Consider the following 8,375-nt stretch of genomic DNA (forward strand, 5'->3'; position numbering starts at 1 on the left):
GTGCCGCGGTCGGGCTGGACGTCGGGCTGCGGCACCTGGCCGTCCTCTCCACGGGCGAGCAGGTGCCGAACCCGCGGCCGCTCAAGAAGGCTCGAAGATGCGCTCGAGGTGGGCTTCGGCCACCCCGATGCCGTTGTCCTCCACCGTCACCCGCACCCACTCCCCCTGCGCCTGCGCCCGGACCGCAACCTCGGGCGGGCGGTCCGGGGGGACGAACTTGAAGGCGTTGTCGAGGAGGTTGGAGAGCACCTGACCCAGCGCGGAGGGGTGGGCCCGCACCGCCGGGAAAGGGCCCTCGAGGCGGGCCTGCCGGCGAAGCTGGGCCAGGGCGTCCCGCAGCGCCGCCTCGAGGTCGACCGGCCCCAGGTGGAGGTCCTGCTGGGCGAGGTGGGCGTAGGCCAGGAGGTCCTGGGTGAGGGCGTCGAGCCGGGCGGCGGCCCCGGCGATGGAGCGCAGGTAGAGCCGGCCGGGCTCGTCGAGGCGCGCGGCGTAGTCCTCCAGCAGGGCCTGGGCGAAGCCCTCCATCTGCCGCAGCGGCGAGCGCAGGTCGTGGGCCACGCTGCGGGTGAAGGTCTCGAGGTCGTGGGTGCGCTCGGCCACGCGCTGCTCGAGCTCGTGCTCGGAGCGCTTGCGCTCGCTGATGTCGACCACCACCGCGACGCTCGACTCGACCTCGCCGCCGGGCCCGAAGAGGGGGGACACGTTGGCTTTGACCCACAGCGCCGAGCCGTCCGGGCGCAGCACACGCAGCTCGTGCTCGAAGGGTGCCCCCTCCTGCTGCAGCCGCTCGTAAAGCCGCTGGCTCTGCGGGAGGTCGGTGGGGTGTAGCAGCGACCACACCGAACGCCCCTGCGCCTGCTCGGGCTCCAGCCCGAGCATCGCGCACAGCGCGGCGTTGGCGAAGGTCAGGTGCCCGTCGAGGCCGGCACAGGCGATCCCCGCGCTGCTCTGGCTCACCAGCGCCCGGAAGCGCCCCTCCGACCGGCGCAGGCCCTCGAAGAGGTGCGCTCGCTCGAGGGCCTGCGCCGCCTGGGCGGCGAGGGCCTGGAGGAAGCCCCGCTCCCCGGGCGCGAAGGCCTGGGGCTCGGCGAACACCAGCGACAGCACCCCCAGGACCTCGCCGTGGGCCCGCAGGGGCAGCAGCGCGGCGGCGGCGAAACCACTGCCCTGGAGGGCGGGCAGCAGGTCGGGGTGGCTCCGCCCGACCTCCGCCAGGGAGGAGAAGAAGCGGGGCTCGCCCGCGCGGAAGGCCTCGGCCACCGGCACCCCCGCCCCCACGGGGATGCGGCGCCAGGCCTCGCGGGCGGCGAACTCGGGCCCGTAGGCGGCGGCGTGCTCGAGCTCGCCCTGCTCGGGGCGGGCGAGGTAGAGCGAGCCCCACAGCGCGCCCAGCGCCTCGGTGGCCCGGGCCACCGCCGTGCGGACCACCTCCAGGGGGTCGGCCGCCGCGGCCAGCGCCGCCGTGACGGCGTAGAGGGCTTCGGCCCGACGGCGGGCCCGGCGCTCCTCCTCGAACAGCCGCGCGCGCTCGTAGGCGGTGGCGGCCCGGTCGGCCAGGGCCAGGGCGAAGGCCCGCTCGCCCGCGTCCCAGCCCCGCGGCTCGGCGAAGCTCAGCGAGAACACCCCGAACACCTCCTCCCCCCGCCGCAGCGGCAGGTGGGCGTTGCCCTCGAGGCTGACCCGCGCCAGGTCCCCGGCCAGGTGGGGGTAGCGCTCGAGGACCTCCCGGCGGTCGCGGTGGAAGACGGGCTCGCCGGTGCGGGCGGCCTCGGCGGCGGGGTGCGGGGCGTCGAGGGGGATGAGGCCGAAGCGCCGGGCGGTCTCGGCGCCGGCGTGGGTGCCCAGCACGTGCTCCTCCAGCGCCAGCCCCTGCGGCGTGATGAGCCGCAGGCCGCCCCCGTTGCTCCCGAGCGCCCCCAGCACCTCGCCCAGCAGCACCTGCCGCACCTCCGCCAGGGTGCGGGCGGCGGAGAGGCTCGAGGTCGCCGCCTGCAGCCGGCCCAGCCGCTCCTCGGCCACGCGGTGGGCGTGGACGTCGGTGAAGGTGGCGAGGCGGGCGGGGGCCGCCCCCTGGCCGGGCGCCGGCTCGGCCCGCCCCAGGTGCCAGCGGTACCCCCCGCCGGCCTGGCGCAGCCGCAGCTCGGCCTGGGCCGCCCCCTCGGCCCCCCAGGCGGCGCGCCAGGCCTCGAGGTCCTCCGGGTGCACCGCCGGCTCGGGGTTGCTCAGGGCGTCGCCGGGCCCCCAGCCCACCGCCTCGCGCCAGCGGCGGTTGGCGTAGGTCGCCCCGGCCGCCGTGCCCAGGTAGGCGGGGTGCGGGCACAGCTCGACGGCGAGCAGCAGGCCGCTGCGGCGCAGGGCCTCCAGGTCGTCGGGAAGTAGGGTCACGGCGCCTCAATTGTACCTTTAGCGCCCGCCCGCTCGAGGCCCTCGAGGCCCGTGCCGTGCCCGAGACCGCCCTGCTGTCGCGGTCGGCCGTGGTCTTCGCACAACACCGGGGCGCGAAAGGGGCGCCATTGCCCCAGCAGGGGGACGAGGTGCGGCCGGTGCCGGGTGCCGCCCTCACGCCCCGAGGTCGTGGCGCATCTCGAACTGGTTGAGCGGCAGCGGGGCGAAGCCGAGGCGGGCCAGGAACTGCGGGGCGAGGTCTTCCGGGACGACCTGCACCACCCGGCAGGCCTTGCCCCCGTGCAGGGCCGCCAGGGCCCGGACCATCCGCCGTCCCCAGCCCTTCCGGCGCCCGGGCGCGGGCACGAGCAGGCCCCACAGCAGGAAGCTCTCGCCGGGGGTGTCGTTCACGAGGGCGTAGGCCGCTCCCGCGGAGCCGGCCTCGCCCAGCCGGAAGGCCCGCGCCGGGGCCACCCAGCCGCACAGGGTCTCGGGGGCCAGCATCCAGGGCAGGTCCGGCTCGTACTCGCGGGCGGCGACCCGGGCGTAGTCCAGCGGGTCGATCTCCGCCAGGCCGGCGGCCTCGCCCGGCTCGGCGGGCCGCTCGTAGCCCAGCAGGCGGCGGGCTTCCGCGTCACCCGCCGCCTGGTACAGGCGCACCGCGGCGGGGTTCTGCTCGAAAACCTCCAGCAGCATCCGCCGGTCCCCGCGGGCGCGGGCCTCCTCGAGCGCCTCCCCCAGCATCCGGCGGCCCACCCCCCGGCCCCGGAAGGGCTTGGCGACCCCCATCGCGGCCACGCGGCTGGTCCAGCCCCGCCGGGCGACGAGGATCACCCCGGCGGGCCGGTCGCCCTCGAGGTAGACCGAGCTGAAGCTGTCGGAGTGGGCGCGGGCCAACGGCATCTCCTACAAAACCGCCTGGCTGTGGTGGAAGCATGGCAAGCTCCCCGTGCCCGCCCGCCAGACGCCGACGGGCACCATCCTGGTGGACGTGCCCGAGCGGAAGGAAGCCGGTGCGGTGCTGTATGCCAGGGTGTCCTCGGCAGACCAGAAAGCCGATCTCGACCGCCAGGTGGCGCGCCTCGCGGCGTTCGCGGCGGAGAGGGGGATCAAGGTGGCGAAGGTAGTCGCCGAGGTGGGCAGCGGGCTGAACGGCCACCGCAAGGGCCTGATCTCGGTGCTGCGCTCGCCCGAATACGGGAGCATCATCGTGGAGCACCGGGACAGGCTCGCGCGGTTCGGGTCGGAATATATCGAGGCCGCGCTCGCGGCCTGCGGAAGGCGCGTGCTGGTGGTGGAGCCGGACGAGGTGAAAGATGACCTGGCGCAGGACATGATCGATGTCCTGACGAGCTTTTGTGCCCGGCTCTACGGCCGTCGCTCTGCAAGGCAGAGGGCGGCAAGGGGGGTGAAGGCGGCGATGGAGCCATGATGGTGCATCAGGCCTACCGGTTTGCCCTCGATCCCTCCCCTCGCGCCGAGGGGGCGCTTGCCTCCCATGTGGGGGCGCGGCGCTTCGCCTTCAACTGGGGGCTGGCGCTGGTCAAGGAGCGCCTTGAAGCCCGCCGCAGGGGCGAGGAGGTGGAGGTGCCCTGGACGCTCCCCGCGCTGCGCCGGGAGTGGAACCGGCAGAAGGAGGCGGTCGCCCCCTGGTGGCAGGAGAACTCCAAGGAGGCCTACTCCTCGGGGCTGGAGGGCCTGGCCAAGGCCCTCGAGAACTGGTCCGACAGCCGCAAGGGTCGGCGCAAAGGCCGCCGGATGGGCTTCCCCCGCTTCCGCAAGAAGGGCCGGGGGCGGGAGTCGGTGGGCTTCACCACCGGGGCGATCCGGGTAGACGACAAGAGCCACGTCGTCCTGCCCAAAATCGGCCGGGTGCGGACGCACGAGCCGACGACGGCGCTGCTGGAGAGGATCGAGACGAAGAAGGCCCGGATCCTGCGGGCCACGGTGAGCCGGGAAGGCGGGCGGTGGTTCGTGAGCTTCACCTGCGAGGTGGAGCGGGAGCCGAAGGCCCCCAGACTCCCCGGTGCCGCGGTCGGGCTGGACGTCGGGCTGCGGCACCTGGCCGTCCTCTCCACGGGCGAGCAGGTGCCGAACCCGCGGCCGCTCAAGAAGGCACTCCGAAAACTCGCCCGGCTGAACCGGGAGCTGGCGCGGCGGAAGCCGGAAAGCAAAAACCGCGAGGAGACCCGGTGGAGGCTGGCCCGCGCCCACGCCCGCGTGGCGAACATCCGGCGGGACGCCCTGCACAAGCTCACCACCCGGCTGGCCTGCAGGTATGGAACCGTAGTGGTGGAAGAGCTCAACCTGGCCGGGATGCTGCGCAACCGCCGCCTCGCGCGGGCCGTGGCGGACGCCTCCCTCGCGGAGATCCGGCGCCAGCTCGCGTACAAGACGGTCTGGTACGGATCCCATCTGTTGAAGGCGGAAAGGTTCTACCCCAGCAGCAAGCGCTGCTCCCGCTGCGGGGCGGTGAAGGAGAAGCTGCCCCTGTGGGTGCGCACCTTCCGCTGCGATGCTTGCGGTCTGGTCCTGGATCGGGACCACAACGCGGCGCTGAACCTCGCGGCTTTGGTGGCCGCCGTCGCCGGGAGTGGACCGGAGACGCTAAACGCCCGTGGACGGGGTGTAAGACCTGCCGCAAGGCGGGCGGTCCCGGAGGAAGCGGGAAGCCGGCGGCGCGAAAGCACGTAAGACCGGCGCCTCCGCCCGGCAACGGGCGGATGTCGGGAATCGTTTTCCACGTTCTCGACAACGGTCTCCGTGGTCCGACGGAACGCTTCCCCAAGCCCCGCCGCAGTGACCCCGGAGGGGCCCGGTGAGTGTGCCCGCGGCCGGGCAGGGTGCGGGAAGGCCGGTGGCCCGATGATACAGGAGAGGCCGGCCCTCCTTAGGGGAAGGGCCGGCGGGTGTGACCCGGGGCGAGGCCCAGCGGCCGCGCCCTTACTTGGCTACGACGATGCCGTTCGCCGCCGCCCACTGCCCGAGGTCCTGCCTGTTGATCGCCGCGGCCATGAGGTCGGGGAAGAGGTCGGGGGTGCAGGCGAAGCTGGGGATGCCCATGCCCGCGAACTCGGCGGCGACGGCGTGGTCGTAGGCCGGCCGTCCGTCGTCGGAGAGGGCGAGCAGCGCGATCACCTGCACGCCCGAGCCCGCCAGGGCGGCCGCCCGCCTGAGCATCTCGGCCCGGTTGCCCCCCTCGTAGAGGTCGGAGACCAGCACCAGGATGGTCTCCTGCGGGCGGCTGACCAGGGTCTGGCAGTAGGCCAGGGCCCGGTTGATGTCGGTGCCCCCGCCGAGCTGCACCCCGAAGAGCAGGTCCACGGGGTCTTGCAGCTTGTCGGAGAGATCGACGACCTCGGTGTCGAAGACCACCATGCGCGTCTGCACCGCCTTGAGCGTCGCCAGCACCGCCCCGAACACCCCCGAATAGACCACGCTCGAGCCCATCGAGCCCGACTGGTCGATGCACAGCACGATGTCGCGCAGCGCCGACTTCCGGCGCCCGAAGCCGATGCGGGTCTCGGGGATGATGGTCTTGTGCTCGGCCTGGTAGTGCTTGAGGTTGGCGCGGATGGTGCGGTGCCAGTCGATCTCGCTGTGCTTGGGGCGGCGGTTGCGGGCCGAGCGGTTGAGGCTGCCCGCGACGGCGCTGCGCATGGGCTCGGCCAGCTTGCGCTCGAGCTCCTCCACCACCTTCTGCACCACCCGCCGCGCGGTGTCCTTCGCCCGCGCGGGCATGGTGTCCTTGAGGGCGATGAGGTCGGCGGCGAGGTGCACGTCGGGCGCGAGGTCCTCCATCAGCTCGGGCTCGAGGAGCATCTGGCGCAGCCCCTGGCGCTCCAGGGCGTCCTGCTGCATGACCTTGACCACGCTCTTGGGGAAGAACTCGCGGATGTCGCCCAGCCAGCGGGCCACGCCGGGGCGGCTCTTGCCCAGGCCGCCCTTGCGGCTGTTGGGCTCGCCCTCCTCGCCCCCGCCCTCGTCGCCGCCGTAGAGCCGGGCCAAGGCCGCGTCCATGCGGGCCTCGTCGCCGCCCAGCAAGCAGCCGGTGCCGTCGGCGGGGCCGCCGCCCAGCACCAGCCGCCAGCGCCTGAGGCGTTCGGAATTCGCGTTCGCGTTCATGCTCGCACCCCCAAAAGCCGCGCGACCAGGGGCAGCACCCTGGCGCCCCGCCCGTCGTCGAGGGCGGCGTCGCCCCCGCCTTCGGGGGCCGTCGCCCCGGCCCCGGTGTTCTTGGCCTTCTCCCCGATGCTGCGGCGCTCGGGGGCCTCGAAGGTGGAGAAGGTGCGGCGCAGCAGGGGCAGCACCCGCACGAAGGCCTCCGGGCTCAGCCCCGCCAGCCAGCCGTTGAGCAGGCCGAAGAGGGCGTCGTCGTGGACGAGGATCAGCCCGCTGCCCTTGAGGAAGCCCTCGAGCCAGGCGCTCGCCTTCTCGGGCTCGGGGTCGGAGAGGGCCAGCCCCAGCCGCCGGGCGACCTCGGCGGGGTCGTAGGCCCCCGCCTCCATCAGCAGCCGCACCGCCCGCCCGACCACCAGGCCGTGGCCCGTGACCTGCCCCGCGAGCTTGCCCAGCGTCTCGTGCCACAGCGCGGTCTGGCCGGCGTCCTGCAGGGTCTGGAGGGCGCCGTGCAGCTCCACGACGTGCCCGAACATCTCGGCCGCCGCGTCGTCGGAGAGGGCGGCGCAGGCGTTGGGCAGGCCCACGCAGACGCGGGCCACCATGCCCTCGACGGCGTGGGCCACCGCCGCGGTGTCGGTCTGGCGCACGTTGCCGTAGCGCAGGACGCGGGCCAGGGGCGGCACGGCCCGCATCAGCGCCGTCACGTCGGTGGCCCGGGCGGCCTGGGCCTCGACGGCGCTCATGAGCGCCGTCGAGGCGCGGGGCAGCTCGGCGAGCAGCACGTCCTCGAGCAGCCCCGTCAGCGCGGGCAGGGCCGCCCCCGCCGCGAGCTCGGCCACCTTGCCGGCGGCGGCCTCCTCGAGGGTGGGGCCGTAGCGCCCCGCCTCGATCAGCGCGACCGCGAACTCCGGCTCCCACTTGAGCTGCCAGGCCTCCTTGAAGGTGCCCTTGCCGCTGCTGCGGGCGGGGTGGGCCCAGGTCACGCCCAGCAGGCGCAGGCGGTGGAAGAGCCGCGAGCGGGCGAGGTCGATCTCCTTGCGCAGGTCGAGCTCGAGGTCGCGCACCGCCGCGTCCTGGGTCAGGCGCAGCCGCCGGACCTCGCGGGCGAGGTCCTGCTGCAGCGGCGCGGCGGGGGTCTCGGCGGGCACCGCGCCCAGCCGCTCGCCCACCGTCAGCTGCTCCTCGACGAGCCGCAGCACCGCCGGGTTGCCGAAGGCGAAGGTGGCCTCGGCGGCCTCGTCCATCTCGTCGAGGCCGGGCAGGGCCCGCCCGCGCAGGGCGGCGAGGGCGTCGGCCAGCCGCACCGCGTCGATCACCTGCGCGGGGCTGCCCCCCAGGTCCTTCTCGCGCAGCAGCGCCGCGACCTTAGCCATCCAGCGCTCGGTCACGCGGTCGGGGGTCTCCCACAGGTGCTGGTACCAGCCCGGCGAGGCGACGCCCGCCCCGTAGCCGCTCGAGCGCGACAGCCGCCCGAAGGTCCAGGGCACCCAGGTGGCCGAGACCCTGGCCCTTTTCAGGCCCTTGAGCAGCCCGGCGTCGGCTTCCCGCAGCGAGGCCAGGGGCTTCTCCCCGAGCGCGGGCGAGTGCCAGGCCCCGCAGACGACCGCGACCCTCCGGTGCCCCTCCTCCAGCGCGCCGCGGACGTTCTGGCGCATGGCGGCCTCGCGCAGCCGCTCGAGCGGGTCGTCGGGGAGGGCGAACCCGCCGTCCTCGCCCTCGCGCAGGGCGGAGATGGCCTCCAGCACCGCCTCGAACACGTCCCCGCCCCTGCGCTCCTCCACCAGATGGTTCCACCAGCGCTCGAAGTCGGCGTAGCCGGCGGCCTGGGCCAGGAGGCTGAGGGGGTCGGGGGCCGGGGGGTCCGGCTC

The 8,375-nt window shown here is 74.6% G+C and carries 6 protein-coding genes; 2 read left to right on the plus strand and 4 right to left on the minus strand.

What is annotated here, in order from left to right:
* Positions 1-81: 81 nt before the first annotated feature.
* Both Mterra_RS16525 and Mterra_RS16530 read right to left on the minus strand, forming a co-directional pair.
* Complete coding sequence (locus Mterra_RS16525; protein WP_119316161.1) at positions 82-2,385, minus strand: GAF domain-containing protein; 2,304 nt, start codon at positions 2,383-2,385, stop codon at positions 82-84.
* A 174-nt stretch (positions 2,386-2,559) separates the two neighbouring features.
* A complete protein-coding gene (locus Mterra_RS16530) occupies positions 2,560-3,288 on the minus strand; it encodes a GNAT family N-acetyltransferase (RefSeq protein WP_119316162.1) in 729 nt (242 codons plus the stop codon).
* Here Mterra_RS16530 and Mterra_RS16535 point away from each other — a divergent pair.
* A complete protein-coding gene (locus tag Mterra_RS16535; protein WP_027893369.1) occupies positions 3,254-3,817 on the plus strand; it encodes an IS607 family transposase in 564 nt (187 codons plus the stop codon). The genes Mterra_RS16530 and Mterra_RS16535 overlap by 35 nt on opposite strands.
* Positions 3,817-5,079 (plus strand): IS607 family element RNA-guided endonuclease TnpB, encoded by a 1,263-nt coding sequence (gene tnpB, locus Mterra_RS16540; RefSeq protein WP_245971668.1) that lies wholly within the window; start codon positions 3,817-3,819, stop codon positions 5,077-5,079. Before Mterra_RS16535 ends, tnpB begins: the two co-directional genes overlap by 1 nt.
* Positions 5,080-5,328: 249 nt before the next feature.
* Here the strand turns inward: tnpB and Mterra_RS16545 are convergent, their stop codons facing one another.
* Positions 5,329-6,510, minus strand: a complete 1,182-nt coding sequence (locus Mterra_RS16545; protein WP_119316164.1) for a VWA domain-containing protein — start codon at positions 6,508-6,510, stop codon at positions 5,329-5,331.
* The coding region (locus Mterra_RS22490) for a DUF5682 family protein (protein ID WP_119316165.1) at positions 6,507-8,375 on the minus strand (1,869 nt) is incomplete at its 5' end. The genes Mterra_RS22490 and Mterra_RS16545, both read right to left, overlap by 4 nt.

This window comes from Calidithermus terrae, assembly GCF_003574345.1.
In the GTDB taxonomy this organism is placed as follows: Bacteria; Deinococcota; Deinococci; order Deinococcales; family Thermaceae; genus Calidithermus; species Calidithermus chliarophilus.